This window comes from Pseudomonas sp. KUIN-1 (assembly GCF_009176725.1).
GTDB classification, from domain to species: Bacteria; Pseudomonadota; Gammaproteobacteria; order Pseudomonadales; family Pseudomonadaceae; genus Aquipseudomonas; species Aquipseudomonas fragariae.
Window position 1 is genome coordinate 2505005 of sequence record NZ_AP020337.1, and the last position, 21520, is coordinate 2526524.

The 21520-nt window shown below is 60.6% G+C and carries 18 protein-coding genes and 2 pseudogenes; 5 read left to right on the top strand and 15 right to left on the bottom strand.

Translation table 11 applies throughout. The features are described from left to right. Positions 1–167: 167 nt before the first annotated feature. The 3 genes and pseudogenes from KUIN1_RS28630 to KUIN1_RS28255 form a co-directional block, all read left to right on the top strand. Positions 168–635: pseudogene (locus KUIN1_RS28630) on the top strand (methyl-accepting chemotaxis protein); the annotation flags it as partial. After that, positions 632–2119, top strand: coding sequence for a chemotaxis protein CheW (locus tag KUIN1_RS11615; RefSeq protein ID WP_116886830.1), 1488 nt, complete (start codon positions 632–634; stop codon positions 2117–2119). The pseudogene KUIN1_RS28630 and the gene KUIN1_RS11615, both read left to right, overlap by 4 nt. A 55-nt stretch (positions 2120–2174) precedes the next feature. Continuing rightward, positions 2175–2300 carry a hypothetical protein gene (locus tag KUIN1_RS28255; protein ID WP_003315538.1) on the top strand — a complete coding sequence of 42 codons (126 nt, stop codon included), beginning with the start codon at positions 2175–2177 and terminating at the stop codon, positions 2298–2300. 87 nt (positions 2301–2387) lie between these two features. Here KUIN1_RS28255 and KUIN1_RS11625 read toward each other — a convergent pair whose 3' ends face one another. Then, entirely contained in the window at positions 2388–2786 is a 399-nt protein-coding gene (locus KUIN1_RS11625; RefSeq protein ID WP_024642887.1) for a hypothetical protein, read from the bottom strand. Positions 2787–2909: 123 nt separating this feature from the next. Then, entirely contained in the window at positions 2910–3785 is an 876-nt protein-coding gene (locus KUIN1_RS11630; protein ID WP_116886829.1) for an MBL fold metallo-hydrolase, read from the bottom strand. A 107-nt stretch (positions 3786–3892) separates the two neighbouring features. Here KUIN1_RS11630 and KUIN1_RS11635 point away from each other — a divergent pair, with 107 nt between their 5' ends. Further along, entirely contained in the window at positions 3893–4783 is an 891-nt protein-coding gene (locus KUIN1_RS11635; RefSeq protein WP_232060023.1) for a LysR family transcriptional regulator, read from the top strand. Between the two features lie 90 nt (positions 4784–4873). Here the strand turns inward: KUIN1_RS11635 and KUIN1_RS28635 are convergent, their stop codons facing one another. The 12 genes and pseudogenes from KUIN1_RS28635 to KUIN1_RS11695 form a co-directional block, all read right to left on the bottom strand. Next, a complete protein-coding gene (locus KUIN1_RS28635; protein ID WP_370661140.1) occupies positions 4874–5641 on the bottom strand; it encodes a methyl-accepting chemotaxis protein in 768 nt (255 codons plus the stop codon). Between the two features lie 90 nt (positions 5642–5731). Then, positions 5732–6814 (bottom strand): annotated as a pseudogene (locus KUIN1_RS28640) (HAMP domain-containing protein); the annotation flags it as partial. Positions 6815–7028: 214 nt separating this feature from the next. Then, positions 7029–7601 carry a sarcosine oxidase subunit gamma gene (locus KUIN1_RS11645; protein WP_003407283.1) on the bottom strand — a complete coding sequence of 191 codons (573 nt, stop codon included), beginning with the start codon at positions 7599–7601 and terminating at the stop codon, positions 7029–7031. Positions 7602–7604: 3 nt separating this feature from the next. Then, positions 7605–10511: a 2Fe-2S iron-sulfur cluster-binding protein gene (locus KUIN1_RS11650; protein WP_116865887.1), complete on the bottom strand. Its 2907-nt coding sequence runs from the start codon at positions 10509–10511 to the stop codon at positions 7605–7607. Beyond that, positions 10508–10813: a sarcosine oxidase subunit delta gene (locus KUIN1_RS11655; protein ID WP_024638459.1), complete on the bottom strand. Its 306-nt coding sequence runs from the start codon at positions 10811–10813 to the stop codon at positions 10508–10510. Before KUIN1_RS11655 ends, KUIN1_RS11650 begins: the two co-directional genes overlap by 4 nt. Positions 10814–10826: 13 nt before the next feature. Then, positions 10827–12068 carry an FAD-dependent oxidoreductase gene (locus tag KUIN1_RS11660; RefSeq protein ID WP_057457805.1) on the bottom strand — a complete coding sequence of 414 codons (1242 nt, stop codon included), beginning with the start codon at positions 12066–12068 and terminating at the stop codon, positions 10827–10829. Beyond that, positions 12050–12952, bottom strand: a complete 903-nt coding sequence (gene folD, locus KUIN1_RS11665) for a bifunctional methylenetetrahydrofolate dehydrogenase/methenyltetrahydrofolate cyclohydrolase FolD (RefSeq protein ID WP_116886827.1) — start codon at positions 12950–12952, stop codon at positions 12050–12052. Before folD ends, KUIN1_RS11660 begins: the two co-directional genes overlap by 19 nt. Then, positions 12949–13815, bottom strand: coding sequence for a formyltetrahydrofolate deformylase (gene purU, locus KUIN1_RS11670; RefSeq protein WP_003407853.1), 867 nt, complete (start codon positions 13813–13815; stop codon positions 12949–12951). Before purU ends, folD begins: the two co-directional genes overlap by 4 nt. Positions 13816–14110: 295 nt before the next feature. Next, positions 14111–14566 (bottom strand): hypothetical protein, encoded by a 456-nt coding sequence (locus KUIN1_RS11675; RefSeq protein WP_024640944.1) that lies wholly within the window; start codon positions 14564–14566, stop codon positions 14111–14113. Between the two features lie 399 nt (positions 14567–14965). Further along, positions 14966–15694 (bottom strand): DUF4198 domain-containing protein, encoded by a 729-nt coding sequence (locus tag KUIN1_RS11685; RefSeq protein ID WP_116886826.1) that lies wholly within the window; start codon positions 15692–15694, stop codon positions 14966–14968. A gap of 53 nt (positions 15695–15747) precedes the next feature. After that, a complete protein-coding gene (locus tag KUIN1_RS11690; protein ID WP_116886825.1) occupies positions 15748–17859 on the bottom strand; it encodes a TonB-dependent siderophore receptor in 2112 nt (703 codons plus the stop codon). A gap of 187 nt (positions 17860–18046) precedes the next feature. Next, positions 18047–19348 carry an Nramp family divalent metal transporter gene (locus tag KUIN1_RS11695; protein ID WP_003407872.1) on the bottom strand — a complete coding sequence of 434 codons (1302 nt, stop codon included), beginning with the start codon at positions 19346–19348 and terminating at the stop codon, positions 18047–18049. A 160-nt stretch (positions 19349–19508) separates the two neighbouring features. Between KUIN1_RS11695 and KUIN1_RS11700 the strand changes: the two genes are divergently transcribed. Then, positions 19509–20258: a carbon-nitrogen hydrolase family protein gene (locus tag KUIN1_RS11700; RefSeq protein ID WP_116886824.1), complete on the top strand. Its 750-nt coding sequence runs from the start codon at positions 19509–19511 to the stop codon at positions 20256–20258. A gap of 6 nt (positions 20259–20264) precedes the next feature. Here the strand turns inward: KUIN1_RS11700 and KUIN1_RS11705 are convergent, their stop codons facing one another. Next, positions 20265–21518 (bottom strand): MFS transporter, encoded by a 1254-nt coding sequence (locus KUIN1_RS11705; RefSeq protein WP_024638453.1) that lies wholly within the window; start codon positions 21516–21518, stop codon positions 20265–20267. Positions 21519–21520 lie beyond the last annotated feature (2 nt).

Below are 21520 nucleotides of genomic sequence, written 5' to 3' on the forward strand. Positions count from 1 at the left end.
AAGTCGAGATGGAACAGGCGATAGAGGCCAAGACCCGCGCCATGGGCGAGTCGGTGAAAGCACTGATGAACGCCATTTCCTACGTCGCACAAAGCACCGAGACAGCCACCGATCTGGCCAGAATGACGCGTGAGCAGGCCAGTTCCGGTTCGCAGACGCTGGTCAAGGCGTCCGACGCGATGGGCATGATTGCCAAGTCCGCCGAGGGCATTCAGGACATCATTCAGGTGATCAGCGAGATCGCCAGTCAGACCAACATGCTGGCCTTCAACGCGGCCATCGAAGCGGCCAGGGCCGGTGAGCATGGCCTGGGCTTTTCGGTAGTCGCCGACGAGGTGCGCAAGCTGGCCGAGAAGTCCTCGCGTGCGACCAAGGAAATCAACAAGCTGATTCTGGAAACGGTCAGCCGGATCGAGTCGGGCAACGAGATTTCGCGCAGTGCCGGCGAAGCCTTCGAACACATCGTGGAAGGCGTGATGCAGACCACTCAGGCGATCGACGGGATCAACACGGCGACCGAGAAGCAACGCCTGTCGGCGCAGGAAGTCGAGACCCTGATTGTCGAGCTGCATAAAGCCAACCTGACTGGCTATACCGAAACGCTGAACAAGGTATCCATCGGACAACCTGCATGAGCAGCCTGAATGCCTATGGCGTCGTGCAGATCAATGGCGTGTATCTGGCGGTGGTTGCCGATGCGTTGATGGAGGCCGTGCACTGGCCCGCTGATCTGAATCCCCATCCGTTGACCCGGGGAGCGCTGCGCGGGGTGTTTACCTTGCGTGGCAAACCGGTGCCATTGGTCGACCTGCGGGCTCAACTGGCGGAGGGCGGCGATATGTCTTCGCCGACGCCACTGGTCGCGATTCTCAAGTATGGCGGCGGTTACCTCGGGCTGGCGATCGATGCGGTGTGCGACATTCTCAAGGCCCGTGATTCTCAGTTCAGCCCACTGGGGCCCGAGGGCAGCGCTGTCGGGCTGCTGCCCTCTCTGCTGCTCGGCTCTGAAGAGTCGCGGATGATCTACAAGCTTGATCTTGCCTTCATGAGTGGTTTGCCAGGCGTACTGTTCGCTGCCGATCCCAACGCGCAAGTGCTCAAGGACGAGGCGCTGGCCGCCAAGAACCGTTTGCTGCATTACCTGGTGTTCGAGTGCGACGGCCGTAACTTCTGTATCGATGCCAGCGTTGTGACCGAGTTGGTGGACGAACCCGAGATCACGGCGTCGGATTTTGCCAGTGACTGCTGCTTTGGCGTCACCTCGGTGCGTGGCACCAAGGTCCCGGCGCTCAACCTGTCCGAAGTGCTTGGCCTGGACCACCAGCGTCAGACGTCCAAGCCGCAGTTGCTGCTGTTGACTGCGCCGGACGGGCGGGTCTGCGGGTTCGGCTACGACCGCATGGTCGCCATTCAGCGTCAGGATCCGGACAGTCTGTTGGCGGCGCCGGGCTATGGCCTGCCGCATCCAGAGCTGCTCGCCGGGGTAATGAACCTGGAGGAGGGGCAGCAAGCCTTGTTGCTTGATCATCCGATGCTGTTGCAGCGTCCGGAAGTCAAAAGCTACACCCAGGTTTACCAACACGACGTCAAACCTGCCCAGGCCTCGCACGATGTGACCAAGGCCATGCTGCGCCACGCCTGCCTGCTGTTCGATGCGCCGACCCGCTTCGTCGCACCGTTGAGCCAGATCGTGGAAATCATGAGCATGCCGCAGCAACTGATCGGCCTGTCGCAGCCGGAAACGCATTTGCTGGGACAGTTCAATCTGCGCGGCGAACAGGTGCCGCTGATCTGCCTGAGCAGCCTGTTGGGCGAAGGGGCACAGGTCCAGGGCGAAGCGTCGCGTGTATTGATCGTGCGTGGCGAGCGGCTGTGCTTCGGTTTTGCCGTGAACCGCGTCGATGCGATCGACGCCTTCAATCAGTTCGATCCGGCCATGCTGGAACAAGGCTGGCAAGCCAGTACCGGCAAGGGCATTTCGGTCAATGACCGGGTCCGTTCGCTGGTCAGCGTCGGCAGTCAGGAGCGCAGCTGGCGCGCGACCCTGCTCGATCTGCAGGGCCTGGCCCGACAACTGGAATGCAACGTCAATCAGCGCCGCACTGTGCAATCAGTCTGAACCGAATGCGCCGCGCGTGGCCTTATTTGAGTGTCCACCAGCGGAGTCAACGACCATGACTGACAAGAAAGACGAGAAAAAACCGGAACCGCAAAGCGATGTGCCCGCGCACTCGACGCCCGAAGAAAAGGAACGCCTGAAAGACTTCAACAAGGACGGCATCCCGCCTGGGGTTTGCTGATCAGCCTGCGGTAGTGTTCACGTGACGCCCGGTCTGTTCAGGCCGGGCGTTGTCGTTTCTGAAAGCCTGACTGGGCTTTGTCTAGACTCACGCGTCGCGCAGCAGGTCGTTGGCGTTGAGCAACTGATAGGCGATCTGTGGACGTGCTTCCAGGGCGCGGCGGATGGCGGCAGGTATCGATTGGCGCGTCTTGCGACACAGCCCGACCTTTTCCTCGACGACAATGCTGATGCCGCGCATGGTGCGCACTTCATTGAAGCCCGGCGCGACGTCGACACGCACGCCCAGTTGCTGGAAAATCTTGCGCTGCATGTGCTCCAGGTCTTCCAGACTGTCGATACGCTCCAGGCGATCCAGCAGGCTTTTCTCTGCGTCGCGGGACAGCAGCAGAATCCGCAGGTCTGCATCTTCCGCGTCCAGCAGCTCGCGCTTGCAGTCGCAAGCGCCGGGCGGGCAAGGGTTACGGATTTTCAAAGGCGCGTTCATGGGCGCAGCATAGCGACTGATATGGGCGTCTGACCATAGCTGAGTGCATGTGCGCCGCGCAGTTAAAAAGCCTGGCCCCTGCCGATATTCGCAGCGCTCCGCCGGGGCCTTACAGGTGCCGGATCAATTCGGCCATTTCATCTCGCCCTTGATGACTTTTGCACTCATCTCCAGCGAAGCCGGTTCGGCCAGTTGCGGCCAGGCTTTGTGCATGGCGTCGATCAGGGTGGTGGAATCCTTGGCTTTGGCGGCCTGTTCTTCGAAGGACTTCAGGTAGTCGGCGGTGAATGTCACAGCCTGGGTGCCTGACGGAATCTTGCCCAGGTAATGACCCGGAATTACGGTGGCCGGTTTCAGCGCCTCGATGCCCTTGAGTGTCGCGAGCCAGTCCTGACGCGATTTCGTGCTTTGCGTGTCAGCGATCCAGACATGGATGCCGCTGGAGACCACGACACCACCGACTACCGCCTTGAGGGAGGGAATCCATACGTAGCTGCGCTCGGGGGCCGGGCCGTTCAGGCCTTTGATCTGCAACGGTTGGCCTTCAAGCGTCAGGTGGTCGCCCTTGAGTACTTCCGGCACAACCAGGCTGGCTGGCGCATTGTCCTTGAGAATCGGGCTCCAGTAGGCAAGTTTGCCCTGCATCGACGCCTTGATCGCCTTCACGGTAGGCGCGCTGGCAACGATCTTCGCTTTGGGGAACGCAGCTTTGATGACGTCCAGACCGAAGTAGTAGTCCGGGTCACTGTGGCTGATGTAGACCGTGGTGAGTTGCTTGCCGCTGGCCTTGATCTTCTGCACCAGGGCCTCGGCGTCGTTGCGCTGGAACTGCGCATCGATGAGCACCGCGTCATGCTTGCCGGTGATCAGTTCGGATGACACCGGGAAGACGGCTTTTTCAGCCGGGTTGTACACCTCGATGGCCAAGGGGGCGGCGGCCTGGGCTGCGAGAGGGAACAGAGCAGCGAAGGACAGGGCAAGCAGGGATTTACGCAACATGGGTACGACCTTCGTTCGGGCAGGACTGAGGTGGTTATCTTAGGTTGCCTCAGCTGAAACAAAAGCCTCAGTATTGGCAACTATTGATTGCTTATATCGGACGAATCGTGGATCGGATCATAGCGGCGCGGGTATTCATCGCCATCAACGACAGGGGCAGCCTCATTGCCGCCGCCGAGGCGCTGGATATGTCTCGGGCAATGGTCACGCGGTATCTGGCGCAGATGGAGCGCTGGGCCGGAGCACGATTGCTGCACCGGACCACGCGCAAGCTCGGCCTGACCGCCCCCGGGCAGGTGACGTTGTTGCGTTGTCAGCAATTGGTCGAGCTTGCCGACGCGGTGCCGCTGGCGGCCGATACGCAAGTCGACGAGCCGCGCGGCATGCTGCGCATCGCCTGTTCGCAGTCACTGGCCCTGGCCGTTCTGGCACCCGCGGTGACGGCTTACCTGCAACGCTATCCCGGCACCTCGGCAGACCTGCTTATCGGTAACGAGGCCGTGGATCTGGTCAGCGAGCGAATCGATCTGGCGATCCGCATCACTAATCAATTGGACCCCAATGTAATTGCCCGTCCACTGGGGCAGTGCGCTTCGGTGGTGTGCGCTGCTCCAGCCTATCTCGCCGTGCACGGCACGCCGTCCAGGCCGCAGGAACTGACTGCCCATAACTGCCTGACCTATTCGTACTTCGGCAAGAGCCTCTGGGAATTTACCCGCCAGCAGATGCCGCTCAGTGTGCCGGTCGGCGGCAACCTGAGTGCCAACGATTCAGTGGTGCTGCTGGAGGCCGCAGTGGCGGGCGCCGGTATCAGCCTGCAACCGGTGCATTCGGCAGCGCCGCTGATTGCGAGCGGCAAGCTGATCGCCCTGATGCCGGAGTACCAGCCACGGGCACTGGGGATACACGCGATCTACACTTCGCGGCACCACCAGTCGGCAACGCTGCGCACTTTTCTGGATTTTCTGACTGAATGGTTTGAGAGGGACGGAGATTAGATCACCTGCTGCGTCCAGAACGGCATGCCCGCGTGGAGCATGGGCACGATAGGGGATGCCCATCGTTCCTCACGCTCCGTGTGCGCGGTATCAGGTCTTGAACTTGCGTACCAGGCCGTCCAGTTCGCTGGACAGCATCTCCAGACTTCTGGAATCCGCGCGGGCCGAGTCCGAGAGTTGAGCGATCAACTGCGCATCACCATGGATCTGGCTGATGTGCCGGTTGATGTCTTCGGCCACCTGATGCTGTTCTTCGGCGGCAGTTGCGATCTGGGTGTTCATGTCGCGAATCACATCCACTGACTCACGGATTTGCCCGAAGCTGCTGCGTGCCTGTCCGATCTTGGTCACCGACTGCTGCGACACGTCGAGGCTGGCATGCATCTGTTGCGCCACCGAGGCAGTACGTTTGGCCAGGTTGCCCAGCAGGCTGTCGATTTCGGCGGTCGAGTCCGAGGTGCGTTTGGCCAGTGCGCGGACTTCGTCGGCTACGACGGCGAAGCCGCGGCCCTGTTCGCCCGCACGTGCTGCCTCGATGGCGGCGTTGAGCGCCAGCAGGTTGGTCTGCTCGGCAATCGAGCGGATGGTGTTGAGGATCGACTGAATGCCTGCGCTGTCTTTTTCCAGTTGCGTCATGTCCTTGGCCGAGCGGGTGAGTTCTTCGCTGAGCTGGTCGACGCTGCGCACCGCATCGTCGATCTGCCGCTGACCTTCACGCGCCTGTTGCTGACCGTTGTCTGCCGAGTCGGCGGCCTGGCTGCAGGAGCGGGCGACTTCATTGGAGGTGGCGACCATTTCATGAAACGCCGTGGAGACCATATCCACCGCTTCGCGCTGCCGGCCAGCAGCTTCGGCCATGTCGTTGGAGACACGTGTCGAGCTGTGTGAGGCTTCGAGAATCTTCCCGGCGGCCTGACCGATGTGCTGGATCAGGCTGCGAATCGCGGTCAGGAACTTGTTGAACCAGCCCGCCAGTTGCGCGGTTTCATCCTTGCCGCGCACGGCGAGGTTCTGAGTCAGATCGCCTTCACCGCCCGCGATGCCTTCCAGGCCGCTGGAAACGCTGTGGATCGGACGCACGATAACGCGGGCAAAACTGGCACCGACAATCGCAAAGACCACCGCCAGCACCGCCGCGATGATGCCGATCAACCAGGTCAGGCGGGTGGCCGAGGCCATCACTTCGTCCTGTTTGATCAGGCCGATGAAGTTCCAGCCCAGTTGTTCGGACGAGTAAACGTTGGCCATGTAACGTTCGCCGTTGAGTGTCACCTCGACCAGACCACTGGCGGTTTTCGCCAGCTCGCTGAAGCCGTCGCCCAGTTCACCCAGTTTCTTGAAATTGTGCTCGGGCTGTTTGGGATCGACCAGCACCGTGCCGTTCTTTTCCATCAGCATCAGATAGCCGCTTTCGCCCAGTTTGATCTGCTTGACGATGTTGGTCAGCTGCTTGAGCGATACGTCGATATTGACCACGCCGCCAGGGTTGCCCAGTTTGTTGGGAATCGCCCGGATGGTGCTGACCAGTACAGCATCGTCGTTGGCCCAGTAATAGGCATCGCTGCGCACAGTCTTGCCGGCATTGGCCATTGCAGTCTTGTACCACGGCCGCACACGCGGGTCGTAGTTGCTCATTTTCGGGTCTTCCGGCGTCATGATGTAGCTGCCGTTGATCAGACCATAAGAGACGTAGGAGTAGGCCGGGTGAGCCTTGGCGATACTGGCGAACAGCTCGGTCGCCTGCCTGTCATTCTCGGACTGCGGAGGAGGCGTTGCGCCCATGTAGTTGCGGAAATCGTCGCTCGCCCCGGCGATCAGCGGGTGCGCCGCGATGTAATTGACGTTCTGCGTAATGCCGTCGAAAAACAGCTGCATGGCGTTGTCGACCTGGCGAATTTCACGCGCGCTGCTGTCCACGAAATCACTGGTCGCCTTGTCACGCAGGTTCACGACCACGATGGCGGCGACGACTAATATGGGCAAGCACGCAATGACTGCGAACGCCCACGTCAATTTTTGTTTGATATTCATTCGAGCTCCGGGATGTCCGTTACTGCCGCAAGTGTTGGGCGCTGCATGGGTGCAGTCTGCGCCCCGAGGCGTTGGCCTGAAGGGCGCTCTTATGGTCTACCAAGAGTTCAACGGCTTTATGCCAGCATTCTTTAGGTGGCGTGGCGGTAACAGACACTTGTTGTCGTTCATGAGCACGAAACGACCTTTACTCACTGATGCAGTAACCTGTTGTTCATAGGTAGCGCCCTCCAAACTCGGTCATGGCATCCAGCATTGCGTCCTTAAAGTAAGCCAGTGAAGCCCGGTCAAAGAGGATCTGGAAACAGGGTTCGGCCTGCGCGCCGAGGTTGATGACGATCACATTGATGCGCGCTGCCGAGGTCTGCGCCACCGAACCGGGAGCAAAAGCCCCCGGGCGCAGATCCACGCCACACAGTTTGGCCATCACCTCGGCGATGCACGGGCCACTCAGTTGCAGCCAGGCATGGCTGTCTTCGCGCGGCAGCAGGTAGTTGGCGCTGTGGTCCAGCTCCCAGCGAGCTTCTTCATCAGCGATGCGCTGCCCGTCATCCAGCGGGCTGCCCAGCAGCAGGTATTCGGTCTGCGAAAGGCGTGCGACATGGCTGCCGTCCGCCTGTGTGATGGCGCGGTTCGGTGCCTCGGGCAGGCTGAAACCGCGTGCCGTCAGGTAGTCAGCGCTTTGCGTGCCGCGAAATCCCACGCGTGGCCGATCGGTCAGGTCTTGCAGTGTGCACAAGGCCCGCGGGTTGGCGCCGACAGGACTGTTCTGGATAAGGCTGGTCATGGGTCAGAGCTCCTGGCGCTGGTTTTCAGGGTCGAAGAACGGCAGTTTGACGACGGTTGCCTGAACCACCACACCGTCTTCGACGCGGATCGGAATCTGCTGGCCGGGTGTGCTCTGGTCGAACGCGGCATAGGCCATGCCGATGATCATGCCCAGGGTCGAGGAGTACTCGCAGGACGTCACGTTGCCACTGATGTCCGGGCCTTTGAGCACCAGATGCCCCTCAAGCGGCAGCGGGCTGGCTTTGGGCAAGGTGAAGCCAACCAGCTTGCGCTTCTGCGGCTGGGCTTCGAGGATGTCCACCGAGCGGCGGCCGACGAAGAAAGGCTTGCTGCGGCTGACCGCCCAACCCATGTCGATCTCGGCCGGATGGGTCATGCCATCGGTGTCCTGACTGATGATGACGTGGCCTTTTTCCAGACGTAACAGCCGTTGCGTCTCGACGCCGAACGGACGCATGTCGAAGGCCTTGCCAGCCTCGACAAGTGCATCCCAGAGCCTCAGCGCGTGACGAGCGGGGACGTGGATCTCGTAGCCCAGTTCGCCGACGAAACCGACCCGCAACAGCCGCGCCTTGATGCCGGCGACCGTGCCCAGGCGCACGCCAAGATAAGGGAAGCCTGCGGCAGACAGATCAAGGTCGGTACAGACCTGCTCCAGCACCTTGCGCGAATCCGGGCCCGCCACGTTGACCGCAGCAATGGCCGCCGTGACGTTGGTGATGTCCACGTTCAGACGCCACTGGGCATTCCACTTGAGCATCTGCTGATAAATGCGATCCACACCGCTGGTGGTGGCGGTGACGTAGAAATGCTGGTCGGCAAAGCGCGCGCAAACGCCGTCGTCGATGACCACGCCTTGCTCGTTGGTCATCAGCGCATAACGCGAACGCCCGACCGGCTGTTTGAGAAAGGCGAAGGTATACAGGCGGTTGAGCAGCTCGGCGGCGTCGGGGCCGCGTACGTCCAGGCCGCCGAGTGTCGACACGTCGATGATGCCGACCTTGTTGCGCACGTGCAGCGCTTCCTGCTGCATGCAGGCATCGCGTTGCGAGGGTTTGCCATAGAACGCCGGACGCTGCCAGATCCCGGCAGGCATCATTTTCGCGCCTGCCTGCACATGACGCGGGTGCATGGGTGTCTGCCGATACGGATCAAAGGCACGGCCTGCAACGTGTGCCAGTTTCTCGGCCTCGAAGGGCGGCCGGGCTGTGGTCACGCCGGTTTCACTGATACTGCGCTGGGTCGAAGCGGCCACCAGTCTTGCAGTCGGCAGTGCCGAGTGACGACCTTGCGACGGGCCCATGCCCACCGTGGAATAGCGTTTTACCAACTGGATGTCGCGATAGCCGATGCGCGTGGCATTGACGATATCGCGTACCTGAAGGTCTTCGTCGAAGTCGACAAAATCCTTGCCGTCAGGGTGCGGGAAGATCGGCCAGGCGAAGTTGACCTGCGCTTCGCTGCGCAGCGCGGCTGGGGTGTCAGCCGAGGTCAGGCCCAGTGCCGAGACCACGCTGGCGGCGGCATGCGCCGCATCGGCCAGCACGTTGTCCAGCGCGTGGTAACCGTTGACCGAGCCCGCGATGCTCAGGTTCTGCGGCAGGCTGCTGATCGTGAATTCGGCCTGTTCATCGTCATAGGCCAGCTTGCCGCCGGCCTGACACAACAACTGGTAGACCGGCATATAGCCGCCGGACATGCACAGCAAGTCGCAGTCGACACGCGAACCGCTGTTCGCCACCTGCCCCTGGCCGGTGATCTTGCGCAGCTCGGCGCCGCTCACATGGCGCATGCCTTTCTCATGCAGCGCTTCATAGACCGTTGTGTTCACGTGGCAGACGATGCCGCGCTTCTCCAGCGCAAGCCGCAGCGTCCGGTCCGACGGGCTGCTGCGCATGTCGGCCACTGCAACCACGTCGACGCCCTGATCGTGCAAATCCAGTGCGGCGAGGTAACCGTCATCATTGCCGGTCAGCACCACCGCGCGTTTGCCGGGCTTGACGGCGTACAACTTGATCAGACGCTGTGCAGCACTGGTCAGCATCACGCCGGGGAGGTCGTTGTTGCGGAAAATCACTGGCTGATCGAATGAGCCGCTGCACACCAGACAGTGTGTGGCGCGCACCTTGTACAAACGCTTGCCCTGAATCACCGGCAGGTAGTTGTCGGTGAACCAGGCATTGCAGGTCGCCTGTTTGAGCACCTGGATATTGTCATGTGCTTCTACCGCAGCGACCAGTTCACGCCGCAGTTGCTCGGCGCGCAGGCCGTCGACATCGAAGCGGGCATACGCCAGTGAACCGCCGAGGATGGGCTGCTGTTCGATCAGCAACACCTTGGCGCCGGCATTGGCAGCGCTCAGTGCCGCCTGCAAGCCGGCAGGTCCTGCGCCAATCACCGCCAGATCAGTGAACAGGTAGGCCTTGTCGTAGTACTCGGGCTGGAAGGTCAGGTCCAGCACGCCAAGGCCGGCCTTCTTGCGAATGATCGGCTCCCAGACCTTCCACATGCCCTTGGGCTTGTAGAACGAGCGATAGTAGAAACCCACCGGCATGAACTTCGAGAACTTGCCCAGGTACGCGTCCCGATCGTTGTCCAGCGAGCCGTTGAAGTTCTGGCCGGAGGCCTGCAAGCCTTCCTGCAGGGCAACGGTGTCGGCCATTACGTTGGGCTCGTGAGGCAACTGGATCAGGCTGTTGGCATCCTGCCCGGCCATGGTCAGCGGGCCGCGCGGGCGGTGGTACTTGAACGATCGCGAAAGCAGGAAGCGACCGTTGGCCAGCAGGGCACTGGCAATACTGTCGCCCTGCAGGCCCTGATAGGTTTTGCCATCGAAGCTGAACGTGAGCGGCCGGGTGCGATCGATCAGCAGGCCCATGGGCGCGGGCAGGCGGGCGGGGGTGGTCATCCTGCGATCTCCTTGGAGGCGAGAGGGGCGAAGTCGATACGTACGGTAAATAGTTCGCGTGGGTCGAAGGTGCGGATGATCTCGTCGCTGCCAGTGTGGCGCTCGGCCAGGAACCAGTAGCTGGAGGGGGTGTGCATCCACCACTCGCGCACCACGCCCAGCGTGTCCTCACTGTTGAACACGTAATCGGCCCACTCGCTGTCGCTGCAGGTTTGCGGGTCGGGCATGTGTTTGAATTCCCCGCCGTAGGTGAACTCGCTGATGTTGCGCGGCCCGTTGAGCGGGCAGGTCATGATTTTCATGTGTCGCTCTCCGTCAGTGGCTGGCCGCTGTTGCGCCCATTTCGTTGACTTGCTGAAAGGTCGAGAAGCGGTCGAGCGCGAACGGCCTGATCAACTCGGGCACCTTGCCGCCGCTGGCCACCAGTTCGGCCATGGTCTTGCCGCAGATAGGCGTGGCCTTGAAGCCCCAGGTGCCCCAGCCCGCATCCAGGTAGTAATTCCTGACCGGCGAAAGGCCCATGATCGGGCTGTAATCCGGGGTCATGTCGGTGATCCCGGCCCATTGGCGCATCAGTTTGGCGTTGGCCAGAAACGGAAACATCTCGATGGCGTGGGCCAGCAGGCTTTCCTTGAGTTCCAGCGTCGAGCGGCTGTTGAACAATGGGTAGGGATCAGAGCCACCGCCAAACACCACTTCGCCACGGCTGGTCTGCTGCACATAACAATGCAGGGCGGACGAGCTCACCAGCGGGTCGAGGAACGGCTTGAAGGGTTGCGTGACCATCGCTTGCAGCGGGAAAGTCTGGATCGGCGAACGAATCCCGGCCTTCTTCATCATCTGCGAACTCATGCCCGCCACCGCCTGCACGGCGCAACCGCACTGGATGGTGCCGCGATTGGTCTTCACCGCCTTAATGGTGCCGTTCTCGATCACCAGTTCCTGCACTTCGGTCAGTTGATGAATCTCCACACCACGCTTGGCCGCCTGCTTGGCGTAACCCCAGGCGACCGCGTCATGCCGGGCGGTGCCGCCGTCGATGTGCCACAGGCCGGCGAGCACCGGCAGATGGCCGGGGTCCAGATTGAGGCTCGGCACCAGTTCGCGGATCTGCTGGCGGTCGATCATCTCGGTGCGGCCGCCGAAATGCTTGTTGACCTCGGCGCGCTGGCGGAACGAACGGACCGTGGCATCGGTATGCGCGAGGGTCAGTTGGCCGCGCTCGGAGTACATAATGTTGAAGTCGAACTCGTTGGACAGGCCCTGAAACATCTTCACCGACTCGGTATAGAACTTCACGCCTTCGCTGGTCAGGTAATTGGAGCGGATCACCGCCGTGTTGCGCGCTGTGTTGCCGCCGCCCAGGTAACCTTTTTCCAGCACGGCAATATTAGTGATGCCGTGGTATTTCGACAGGTAGTAAGCGGTGGCCAGGCCATGCCCGCCGCCGCCGATGATCACCACGTCGTAGGAGGACTTCAGTTCCTTGGGCGCAGGCAGATCCACCTCGACCGGGTACTGCGAGCTGAGCCCGTATTTCAACAGGTTGAAAGGCATACGGCCTCCGGTTGGCTGCGTTGCGCGTGGGCCTGCTGCAGGGCAGCAGTCACGGTGTTTTTCATCAGAAAGGCGATAGTCATCGGGCCGACCCCGCCGGGGACCGGGGTGATGGCAGAGGCGACTTCGGTGGCGCTGGCGAAATCGACATCGCCCACCAGGCGGCTGCGGCCATGGTCCTCGATGCGGTTGATGCCGACGTCGATCACCACCGCGCCGCGCTTGAGCCAGCTGGCATCGATCAGGCGCGGACGGCCAACCGCCGCCACGACGATGTCGGCCAACTGGCACAAGGCCCTGGCGTCGGTACTGCGCGAATGCACCACCGTCACCGAGCAATGCGCTTGCAGCAGCAGAGCCGCCATGGGTTTGCCGACGATGTTGGAGCGACCGATCACCACCGCATGCTTGCCGCTCAGATCGCCGCAGGTTTCTTCCAGCAAGTGCAGGCAACCGCTGGGGGTGCAGGGCGTCAGTACGTTGCGCCCCTGGCTCAGGCCACCGACGTTTTCACTGTGAAAACCGTCAACGTCCTTGTCCGGGTCGATAGCCTGCAGGACGCGGTTTTCATCGATGTGAGCGGGCAAGGGCAGTTGCAGGAGAATGCCGTTTACCGTGTTGTCGGCGTTCAATTCGACAATCAACGCCAGTAAGCGTGCCTGGCTGCTGTCGGCCGGCAGGCGGTGCTCCAGCGAGCGAATGCCGGCTTCCCCGGCGCGCAGGATCTTGTTGCGTACGTAGACCTCACTGGCCGCGTCATTACCGACCAGAATGACCGCCAGCGCCGGTTCGATGCCTTCGGCCTTCAGGGTTTCTACATCGTGTCTGACCTGTTGCAGAACGCGAGCGGCGGCGGCCTTGCCGTCGATGATGTGTGCGCTCATCGGAACACCACCGTTCGATCCGTGTTGAGAAACACGCGGTGCTCCAGGTGATATTTGACGGCCCGCGACAGCGCGATGGTTTCGTTATTGCGTCCCGCCGCGACCAGGTCGGCCGGCAGGTAGACGTGATCGACGCGCTGCACTTCCTGCTCGATGATCGGACCTTCGTCCAGGTCGCTGGTGACGTAATGCGCGGTGGCGCCGATCAGCTTCACGCCGCGCTCGTAAGCCTGGTGGTAGGGCTTGGCACCCTTGAAACCCGGCAGAAACGAGTGATGGATATTGATCGCCCGACCCGCCAGTTGCTGGCACAGGTCGTCGGAGAGAATCTGCATGTAGCGGGCCAGCACCACCAGCTCGGTGCCGGTTTCATCGACCACCTTCATCAGCGCGGCTTCCTGCGCAGCCTTGGTTTCCCTGGTCACGGGCAGGTAAATGAAACGAATGCCCTCGCGTTCGGCCATCGGTCGCAAATCCAGGTGATTGGAGACGATGGCGGTGATGGTCATGTCCATTTCGCCCTTGTGGTAGCGGTACAGCAGGTCGGTCAGGCAGTGATCGAACTTGCTGACCATCAGCAGCACACGCATCGGCCGGCGCGTGTCATGCAGCTCCCACTGCATGGCAAAGTCGCTGGCCACGGCATCGAAGCCAGCTTTCAACTGCTGGATGTCGCCCTCATGACCATCGTTGAAACGAAACACGGCGCGCATGAAAAAGGTGCCGCTGTACTCATCGTCGAACTGGGCCATTTCACCGATGTAGCAGCTGTTGCCAGCCAGGTAGGAAGTCACCGCCGCGACAATGCCGGAGGTCGCCGGGCAGCTGATCTTCAGGATGAAATGGTTCTTCTCGTGTTGCATGGCGTGTCCTCTGAAGGGTGGCGGCAGTTCGGCGCAGGGCGAAAAAGGTCAGATGCAGAGGTTTTTCGTCGACGAATAAAATTCTCTACAGGAATTTAATATTCTTGAAGGCTGTTTTATAGGCGAAAGGAAATCCAGCGTCCAGAGGTTTCTGGAAACTTTGTTTACTAAAGGGAATATTGCGGGTTTCTGGGGGGCGCGCGGCGTTGCCAGATTTTACTGTGCTGGCAAGCTGCTATTCCGGCGGAGCATTGCGCCCGCTGGAAATATTCAGGGCCCGGTCGATGCGTGACGCCTATTTCATCCCGATCAGGCCCTTGGCCTGGCTACGGCTGTCGGAGTCCATATTATTGGACGACATCGCGTTATTCAGCGCGCTCGTGGCTTGGGACAACGCTGATTGCATGCTTCTGATGGTGGAGGTCAAAAGCTCTCTCTGCCGTTTCCTCTCATCTTCCGACAGGGTCTTGTCGTTCAGCAGTTCCATCAATTCCTGGTTCTTTTCAGCGATCTGATCCTGAAGCTTGCGGATGTTTTTCAAGACTTCCTTGACGTCCTCAGGCAGGCCGGACTGATCGATGTCTGCGTTCTTTTCACTTTCGAGTTTTTCCTGGCCTTCATTCGAGATCTGAACCTTAACAGCTGAAGGTGTGACACTTGACACTGCGGAGCTTTCTGTCACCGAAGCTGGCGTTGAGGTCACGACCTGAATATTCATGATCGGGGTGGTGTCGAAAGGCGTGATTTTCATTGAGGTTCCGGTCCCGGAGCATTTGTGGAGTCTTGTTTAATACGCCTATCGGCCCGCAACAGCGGGGCCTTTAGCTTGATGTATCTATTTTGTACAAAATTGTATATTCGCGCACGCATCCCATGGTCAGGCTCTTGGGGAATGGTCTGTACACCTCGACTGGACGGGTTCGTTGATTGAGCCCGACTGCCTGACCAAGGCGTCGACCTTGTTTGCTATGACTTGACCGAACTCGGCCACTCATTGAAACCGCAGCTGGAAATGCTGTCCGCATGGGCAAGCAATAACAGACAGGCAATCGAGCAGGCACGCGCAAGGTTCGATCAGCAAAGTTCTCCGGCAACGTCGGCCGAAGATACTTTGCGTACCTGAATAGAAGCAATTTGCTACTGCGCGTCATCAGTCATGATGCGCCTCACCGACAAACGTCAGCGAGGTAAACAAGCCGCGTTCGGCGATGTCGGCGTTGTCCTTGACTGGCAGCGTGACTTCGGCGGCGATGATGTTCAGCCCCTCGTTACGCACGATGACGCTGGCCAGACCCTGTGCATCGGTTTCAGCGCTGACGACGTCCGGTACGCTGCGGTAATCGCCGATCAGTTTGATACCGGCGGCGGGTTTGCCGTCGATCAGTACGCGCACCGGCAGTGGTTTGCCTGCGCCGACTTTCAAGGGATCGGTCTGCGGCACGATCACGAAATTCAGTTTGTTGAACGCTGGCAGGTGCGCGCCTTCGGCGTAAATCGCCACGCTGTATTTGAAGGTGTGGATGGAGTCGGTGCCATTGGGTACTTTGCTGCGGCCCTCATTGATCCATTTCTTTTCGGCGTCGCGCGTCCACATGCCGTTATCCAGCGCAACGCTCATGACCGCAGGCGGCTTGAGCGGCACCAGACGCGCGTGGTCGTCAAGGCGTTGTACCGTCACCGGGATCATTTTGCCCTGCAGGTCGTAGGCCCACGCGCCGCTGACTTTCTGCGCCTTGAAGGCGTTGTCTTCGGCGCCATGACCGTAGACCACTTCGATATTGCCGCGACGCTGTTCGGTCCACAGACCGTGCGCATTGACGTGACTGGTGAACAGAGCGCCGAGCAGGCTCAGGGCCAGGAAAGGTTTGCTTGAAAGCATGATGCGTCCTTGTTGTTGTGAGCGGAGGTGTATTGGACCGGGTCTCATGGGCGTCAGAGGCTGAGGGTCAGGCTGACCGTAACGTTGCGCGGTTCGCCAGGCGCGACCCAGTAGTTGCTGTAGGAGCGCTCGTAGTATTTTTCATCGAAAATGTTGTTCAGGTTCAAACCCACCGTGACGTTGTCGCTGGCTTTGTAATGCGCCAGCAGGTCTACGGTCTGGTAGGCCGGCAACTCGAAGTCAGCGCCCGACTGCCCCGAGCGGTCGCCGACGTAGGTGTACGCCGCGCCCACGTCCGAGCCGCGCAACGCGCCTTCCTGGAACTCATAGACGCCCAGCAGGCTGCCGCTGTGTTTGGCGACACCGAGGATGCGACTGCCCGTGGGGATGCTCTGGTCGCCCTTGGTCACTTCGGCGTCGATGTAGGCGAAGGCACCGATGAGCCGAACGGCTTCGCTGACCTGCCCGGTAAATTGCACGTCGAAGCCCTGGCTGCGAGCCTTGCCCACCGCGCGATTGGTGTCGGTGCCGGGGTCCAGGGCCAGAACGTTTTCCTTTTCGATATGAAAGGCGGCGAGGGTCGTGCTCAGGCGATGGTCGAACAGTTCGCTTTTGATTCCGACTTCGTAGCCGACGCCTTCTTCCGGGTCGAAGGTTTTGCCGGCGGCGTCCAGGCCATTGTTGGGCTTGAACGAGGTGGAGGCATTGGCGAACAGGCCGACCTGCGGTGTGAGTTGATAAAGCAACCCGGCGCGTTGAGTGAAAGCGTCCTGGCGCTGCCCGGAAGTGGCGTTGGTGGTGAAGTCATCGACCTGCTGATCGAAGTGCTCGTAGCGTGCCCCGATCATGCCGCGCAGCTTGTCGGTAAAGACAATCTGGTCCTGCAGGTTCAGCGCGCGGCTTTCGACATGCTCGTAAAAATCAGTACCGGAGCGTGCGCCAGCGGGTTTCGGCTGGCCGTAGACCGGGTTGTAGATGTCGATGGCGTAGGGGCTGCCGGCGATGGTCGTGACGCGTTCGTTCTTGCGATAGTTCTCGTACTCGGTGCCGATCAGCACCTCGTGCTCGACGCCCAGGCCGTCGAAACGGCCGCGCAACTCCAACTGGGTGATGCTGTCATGCCAGTTGTTGTCGCGCTCACGGTAACGGCGATTGACCGTGTGCCCGTCGGCATTCAGCGGACGCGCCTCGCTGGCAAAACCCGACATCTCGCCCTGTTTGTAATGGCTGGCCAGACGCAGCGACCACACATCGTTGAGCTGGTGGTCCAGGGCGAACTGCACCATGTTGTTGTCATTATCGATGTCATCGTCCGGCTCGCCGAGGAAGGTCGAACGCGACACGCCACTCCACTTGTTGTTGGGGGCGACCACGCCTCGGTCGAACGTCGATGTGTGGCGCACGAACTCGGTTTCCAGCAGCAGACGGGTGTCAGGGTTCAATTGCCAGCTGAAGGACGGGGCGACAAACACCCGTTTGCTCTCTACATGGTCACGAAAGCTGTTGTTGTCTTCGACGGCCAGATTGACCCGCGAAAGCAGATTGCCTTCTTCATCCAGCGGCGTGTTGACGTCCAGCGCGGTGCGATAACGATCCCAGCTGCCTGCGCTGGTCTGCAAGGTGGTAAAGGCTTCGGGCTGGGGTTTTTTGCTGACGATGTTGACCGTGCCGCCCGGATCGCCACGCCCGTACAGGCTGGCGGCGGGGCCTTTGAGCACTTCGATACGTTCGATATTTGCGGCATCCGGCGTGGCTGGGTAACCGCGGTTGGCGCTGAAGCCGTCCTTGTAGAACTCGGACGTGGTGAAGCCGCGGATGCTGTACTCGTAAAGTGTCAGGCCACCGAAGTTATTCTGCTTGGATACGCCGCCGGCAAAATCCAGCGCGCGCTCGACATTGTTGCTGCCAAGGTCCTTGAGCACTGAGGCAGGTACCACGCTGATCGACTGCGGGATATCCGCGATGGCGGTGTCGGTCTTGGTGGCCGTGGCCGAGCGGGTGGCGCGATAGCCCTGGGCCGGGCTGGTCGCCGTCTCGTACTGATAGTCGGAAGTGACGTTGACGCTTTCCAGTTCAATGGTCTGCGGCTGTTCCTGCCCATAGCTGTTGCTGCCCAATACCCCGATTGCCAAGCCTGCCAGAGACGCGATTCTACGAGACGACATGTGAGACTTCCTGATAGTAATGGATACAATATAACATCTCCGTTGAGAATTATTGCTGTTTGTTGAGGGGAGATGTAACCGTCGCATCTATCAGCAGGCGTCCCGGGCTTGAGGACCAGGATTCAAGTGGTGGGAATAGGGATAACGCGTGAGGTCCATCTCCGTTGAGGAAATGGACCTTGCTCACTCACGCCAGCAACTCCGTCCCTAGCTGAAACGCCACCCACAACGCCAGTCCTGTGGCGAAGGTCAGCGCGATGTTTTCGAACCAGTTGTTGCGGTATTCCTTGCTCAACAGTGACTTCTGATTGGACATGATCAGCAGCCCCAGCGAGATGACGGGCAATCCGATGATATTCAGCGCGTTGACGCCCAGCGTCAGGGTCACGAAGTCCGGCATGCCGGGCAGCGACCAGATCAGCGGGGTGACCAGAATGAACAGCATGAACCACCGGTGCATCGGGTCGTTGTGGAACACTTTGCCGTAGCGTTCGCGGCGCTTGGGCTGGATGTGCTGGAAAGCATCGGTGATCAGCATCGGAAAGGCTGTGGTCTTGCCGGAAATACTGGCAAACAGCGTAGCGAACACGCCGATGAAGAAGATGTACCAACCCAGCGGGCCGAAAAAGATTTCCAGGGCCTTGCCCAGGTCCGCCAGGGTGTTGACCTGAATACCGTTGGGCCGCAGGATTTCGACGCCCACCACCCAGATGGCCAGGTTGATGACGATGCCGACGATCACCGCGAACAGCAGATCGTTGCGCTGGATGCGCTTGTGCTCCGGGCCGGTCCAGCCTTTTTCACGCATCACGTAAGGGTGGACGAAGTTAGCGATCGACCCGGCTACGGCACCGATCACCGAGACCGCCACCAGCAGTGCGCCGTGCACGCCCTCATCAGGCGGAATGCTGAAGCCGATGGTGCCCTTGATGATGCCGGTGACGTCGGGCCCGGACATGATCGCCAGGGTCAGAAACGCCAGGGTCATGATCGCCAGCAGCACCTTCATCACGCCTTCGATCATTGCGTAGATATTGCGGCCCACCAACAGCCACACGGCAATTACCACTGCGACGGAGCAGAGCAGTGGCTGGTCGATGTGCAGCAGCATGGCAAGTGCCTCGCCGGCGCCCTTGATCATGTAGGCGTTGATCAAATGCCCCATGAGCAATGCGTAGCCAAGCATGAACCAGGCGAACAGCGGGTGCAGTTGCGCGTAACCCTGGAGGATGGTCATGCCCTGGTTATTGCAGAGCTGGAAGCGGGCGATGATGTTGACGATCAGAAACCTGAGCAACAGCGAAATCGCCAGTACCCACATCATGGCGTAGCCGTAACTGGCGCCTGCCACCGATGAGGTGATCAGATCGCCCGCGCCCAGCCAGGACAGCACGGCGATGATGCCGGGCCCCAATAATTTTGCAAATTTCTTGAGACGAGGTTCGGCTACTGGCGTGGCCGTTTCTTTGAGAGACGGGGTAAGCGGCATGCGGTGAATCTCCGTTTTTTATTGTAATGAGATGTCAGTCACTGCCAGACAAGATAAGACGTCGTACAACATGGGTCGTTGGTAAAAATGTAACTATGTGTGAACCGGCTGTGATGCAGGCTAAGCTCGCGTCTGCCAACCCCGTTTATCTGGAGAGCTCATGACGTTTCCAATACTCGCCGCTGCTCAATTCTGTTCTGCACGGGGAGATATCGAAAGCAATCTCTCCGGGCATCTGGCGTTTATGCAGCGGGCAGCTGAACTGGGCGCCCGTTATCTGCTGTTTCCCGAGTTGTCACTCACAGGCTACGAGCCGGATCTGGCTCGCGAGTTGGCTTTGCTTCCAGGCGATGCGCGTCTGGCGCCGCTCGTGGCACTGGCTAAAAAATGGCGACTGACGACCACCCTTGGCGTGCCGCTCAGGGGGCCGGACGACAGCGTGCTGATTGGCGCACTGACCTTCACCGCTCGGGGCGATGTCATCGCCTACGCCAAGCAATATCTGCATCCCGGCGAAGACGTCGTGTTCAGCGCCGGCAACGAGGACTGCTATCTGCCAGTTGACCAGCAGCGAATCGGTCTGTGCGTGTGTGCCGACTTCGCCCACGCCGAACACGCGCAGCGCATGGCGCAAGGCGCAGCCTGGGTGTACGCAGCCAGTGTGCTGATCTCGCCGGGAGGCTATGAATACGATGCCGGACTGCTTTCGGGGCATGCCCGCCGTCACTCGCTGCCGGTGTTGATAGCCAATCATGGCGGGCCGACCGGCGGCTGGCAGTCGGCGGGGCGCAGTGGTCTGTGGGACGAGGCAGGGCGCTGGGTTGGCGGGATGCAAGGTGAAGGAGGTGGTCTGGTAATCGCAACCCGCCAGCGCGAGGGCTGGCGGGTGAGGGCGGTTACGGTGGACTAAGGGTGGTCACGCGCCCACGGCATTGTCCGCTTTGAGCTCGGGCTCATTATGCGAGCGCGAAAGGGTCTCCGGCACGGCCAGCCACAACAGGCAGAACGCGACCGCTGCCACGCCGGCGAGGGTCAGAAATGCCGCGCTGTAACCTGCTGCATGCACAACAAAGCCCGCCAGGCTGTTGCTCAGCGCTGCACCCAGCCCGAATAGCGTGGACAGCGCACCCAGACTCACGTTGAAACGCCCGCTGCCTTGAGTGAGGTCCTTGACCATCAAGGGGAACAAGGCACCGAACAGGCCCGCGCCGATGCCGTCAAGCATCTGCACCGCCACCAGCCAATAGGGATCATCGGAGAGGGTGTAGAGCACACCGCGAATCGGCAAGAACAGAAAGCCGGCCAGCAACAGTGGCTTGCGCCCCCAGACATCCGCTTTCATGCCGACCAGCAGCGCGGCCGGCACCATCACCAGTTGGGCCGCGACGATGCACGCCGAGGTCAGCGGTGTGGCCATCTGCATATTGATTTGCGACAGCTTCTGACTCACCAGCGGCAGCATCGCCGCATTGGCCAAATGGAACAGCGCGCAGCAGATACCGAACATCAGCAGCGGTTTATTGCTCAACAGCGCAGAAAGGCCTGACGGTTGATGACCACTGACGTCGTGGCTGGCATCGAAACCCCGCGCCACGTCGTGATCGATGGCGTCTGCGGAAACGAAGCTGACCGCGACAATACTCGCCAGCGCCATGGCGGCCATCAGGTAGAACACCGCAATAGGTCCGAAGAGGTAGGCGAAGCCGCCAGCCAGCAGGGCTGCGCAGGCATTACCGGCGTGGTTGAACGTTTCGTTGCGCCCGGTACGGCGGGTAAACGCTTTGGGCCCGGTGATGCCCAGGGAAATGGCCGCGATGGCCGGTGCAAATACCGAGGCCGCAATGCTGCTCAACGCCTGGGTCAGGGCGACAACGGAAAAAGACGAGGTGAAGGGCAGAATCAGGCAACTCAGCGTCACCAACAAGGCCGCCACACCGATCATGGCGCGCTTGTAGGGCGTGCGGTCGATCAGCGCCCCTGCAGGTGTCTGGGTCAGCAGCCCGGCAATGCCGGCAATGGTCATCACCACGCCGATGCTGGCCGGGTCCCATTTGTGCACCGCCAGCAGATAGATCGCCAGATACGGGCCCAGGCCATCGCGGACATCGGCAAGGAAGAAATTCAGGCTATCCAGTGAAAGGGTGTTGCGGCGATCTGCATGACTGACCAAGA

What these genes read in the sequence shown, in the direction of transcription:
- KUIN1_RS11650 (WP_116865887.1), bottom strand. Translation starts at nt 10,511, where the DNA reads ATGACCACCCCCGCCCGCCTGCCCGCGCCCATGGGCCTGCTGATCGAT.
- KUIN1_RS11690 (WP_116886825.1), bottom strand. Translation starts at nt 17,859, where the DNA reads ATGTCGTCTCGTAGAATCGCGTCTCTGGCAGGCTTGGCAATCGGGGTA.
- KUIN1_RS11685 (WP_116886826.1), bottom strand. Translation starts at nt 15,694, where the DNA reads ATGCTTTCAAGCAAACCTTTCCTGGCCCTGAGCCTGCTCGGCGCTCTG.
- KUIN1_RS11660 (WP_057457805.1), bottom strand. Translation starts at nt 12,068, where the DNA reads ATGCCTTTCAACCTGTTGAAATACGGGCTCAGCTCGCAGTACCCGGTC.
- KUIN1_RS11625 (WP_024642887.1), bottom strand. Translation starts at nt 2,786, where the DNA reads ATGAACGCGCCTTTGAAAATCCGTAACCCTTGCCCGCCCGGCGCTTGC.
- folD (WP_116886827.1), bottom strand. Translation starts at nt 12,952, where the DNA reads ATGAGCGCACACATCATCGACGGCAAGGCCGCCGCCGCTCGCGTTCTG.
- KUIN1_RS11695 (WP_003407872.1), bottom strand. Translation starts at nt 19,348, where the DNA reads ATGCCGCTTACCCCGTCTCTCAAAGAAACGGCCACGCCAGTAGCCGAA.
- KUIN1_RS11675 (WP_024640944.1), bottom strand. Translation starts at nt 14,566, where the DNA reads ATGAAAATCACGCCTTTCGACACCACCCCGATCATGAATATTCAGGTC.
- KUIN1_RS28635 (WP_370661140.1), bottom strand. Translation starts at nt 5,641, where the DNA reads ATGGCCGAAGCTGCTGGCCGGCAGCGCGAAGCGGTGGATATGGTCTCC.
- KUIN1_RS11630 (WP_116886829.1), bottom strand. Translation starts at nt 3,785, where the DNA reads ATGTTGCGTAAATCCCTGCTTGCCCTGTCCTTCGCTGCTCTGTTCCCT.
- KUIN1_RS11700 (WP_116886824.1), top strand. Translation starts at nt 19,509, where the DNA reads ATGACGTTTCCAATACTCGCCGCTGCTCAATTCTGTTCTGCACGGGGA.
- purU (WP_003407853.1), bottom strand. Translation starts at nt 13,815, where the DNA reads ATGCAACACGAGAAGAACCATTTCATCCTGAAGATCAGCTGCCCGGCG.
- KUIN1_RS28255 (WP_003315538.1), top strand. Translation starts at nt 2,175, where the DNA reads ATGACTGACAAGAAAGACGAGAAAAAACCGGAACCGCAAAGCGATGTG.
- KUIN1_RS11615 (WP_116886830.1), top strand. Translation starts at nt 632, where the DNA reads ATGAGCAGCCTGAATGCCTATGGCGTCGTGCAGATCAATGGCGTGTAT.
- KUIN1_RS11655 (WP_024638459.1), bottom strand. Translation starts at nt 10,813, where the DNA reads ATGAAAATCATGACCTGCCCGCTCAACGGGCCGCGCAACATCAGCGAG.
- KUIN1_RS11645 (WP_003407283.1), bottom strand. Translation starts at nt 7,601, where the DNA reads ATGACCAGCCTTATCCAGAACAGTCCTGTCGGCGCCAACCCGCGGGCC.